Source organism: Actinomadura logoneensis (genome assembly GCF_003428695.1).
Lineage (GTDB): Bacteria > Actinomycetota > Actinomycetes > Streptosporangiales > Streptosporangiaceae > Spirillospora > Spirillospora logoneensis.
Map to the genome: position 1 here is coordinate 1 of NZ_QURH01000541.1, position 1,547 is coordinate 1,547.

The window sequence follows — 1,547 nt, forward strand, 5'->3', positions numbered from 1 at the left end:
CCCGCCCCGACCCGGAGCGGGCGGCGCGCTCGTTTCCCACACGCCCGGCTTTCCCCCACGCCCGGTTTCCCCGCACTCCCGGTTCCCCGCGTGCGTGGGGCCCGCGGGCTCGGCTGCTACGGAGCGGTCACTCCGGGTCGTGCAGGCTCATGGTGTAGACGGTGTCCTCGTCGTCCATGAGGACGACCTTGTCCACGCCGTCGGCGCGCAGTTCGCGCCAGTGCTCGCCCAGCCAGGTCTCGGCGGCGGCCTGGGTGCCGAACGTCTCCTCCAGGGCCGTCCGGTTCCCGCCGGACTTCTCCAGCTGCCAGTTCCACGCCATCGCCACTGCCCTTCCGCCGCTCGACCTGCCGCGCCGCTTCGACCTGCCCGGTAGCGGTGAGCGTAACCCGTCCGAGGGGGCGGGCGGCCCCCGGCCCGACCGCCGGCCGGGGTCACTAGGGTCGTGGGCAGGATGAAGATCGAACTGCCTGGAACCGCGGGGCCGGAGGGCTGGCCCGCGCCCGGCTGCCGCTGCGCCTCCTGCGCGCGGGCGCGCGCCGCCGGGATCTCGCTGACGCCCACCCGCGCGCTGCTCGACGGCGTGCCCCTGGAGACCCTCCCGCGCCTGGACGTGCCGGGAGGCTGGGACGTCCGCGTCCCGTCCGGCCACCGCGTGCTGGTCTCCGGCGGGCCCGGGCTGCGGCCGGAGCCCGCGCCCGGCGTCGCCTACGACGCCGTTCTGCTGGACCTGTTCGGGGCCCCGGACCACCTCGGCCGGCTCCGCCGCGAGGGCGCGGTGACGGACGCGACCGACGTCCGGGCCGTCCATATCGACCACCGGGTCGGGGCGCCCGGCGAGCTCGACCGGCGCCTGGCCTTCTGGACGCGTCCGCTCACCGGCCCCTTCCGGACGCTCCTGCTGGGCGGGTCCCGGTCGGGGAAGTCCGCCGAGGCCGAACTGCGGCTGATGGCGCATCCGGACGTGACGTACGTGGCGACCGGCACCGGTGATCCGTCGGACGCGGAGTGGACGGCCCGGATCGAGGCGCACCGGGAGCGGCGGCCCTCCTGGTGGCGGACGGTCGAGACGGCGGACCTCGCGTCCGCGCTGGCGTCGGCGACCGGGGCGGTCCTGGTGGACGGGATCGGGTCGTGGGTGGCGGCGGTCATGGCGGAGACGGACGCCTGGGACGACCCGTCCCGGGCGTCCGGCCGGGTCGAGGAGCTGGTCGCGGCGTGGCGCGGCACCGGCGCGTACGTGGTCGCGGTCAGCGACGAGGTCGGGATGTCGCTGGTCCCGACGACCCCGGTGGGACGGGCGTTCCGCGACCTCCTCGGGAGCGTGAACCAGCGGCTGGCGGCCGAGGCCGAGACGGCCGCGCTGGTCGTCGCGGGCCGCGTGGCGGAGCTGCCGTGAGCTCGCGCGACTGGGACGCCGGCGGGCGGCTGGCCGTGACGCTGCTCAGCGTCGTCCCGCTCCGCGCCGACCGGGTGGACCGGGAGGCCGCGCGGCGCGCGATGGTCCTCGCCCCGGCGGTCGGCCTGATCGTCGGCGGCGGCGCGGC

General features: G+C 77.2%; 2 protein-coding genes. One reads left to right on the plus strand and one right to left on the minus strand.

Features of this window, described 5'->3' with window-relative positions:
• Nucleotides 1-127: 127 nt before the first annotated feature.
• Nucleotides 128-322, minus strand: coding sequence for a hypothetical protein (locus DZF91_RS23940; RefSeq protein ID WP_117359559.1), 195 nt, complete (start codon nucleotides 320-322; stop codon nucleotides 128-130).
• 132 nt (nucleotides 323-454) lie between these two features.
• On the opposite strand from DZF91_RS23940, the gene DZF91_RS23945 reads away from it, so the two are divergent.
• Complete coding sequence (locus DZF91_RS23945; RefSeq protein WP_117359558.1) at nucleotides 455-1,399, plus strand: bifunctional adenosylcobinamide kinase/adenosylcobinamide-phosphate guanylyltransferase; 945 nt, start codon at nucleotides 455-457, stop codon at nucleotides 1,397-1,399.
• Nucleotides 1,400-1,547 lie beyond the last annotated feature (148 nt).

Coding starts and splice junctions, on each gene's coding strand:
- DZF91_RS23945 (WP_117359558.1), top strand. CDS start 455: ATGAAGATCGAACTGCCTGGAACCGCGGGGCCGGAGGGCTGGCCCGCG.
- DZF91_RS23940 (WP_117359559.1), bottom strand. CDS start 322: ATGGCGTGGAACTGGCAGCTGGAGAAGTCCGGCGGGAACCGGACGGCC.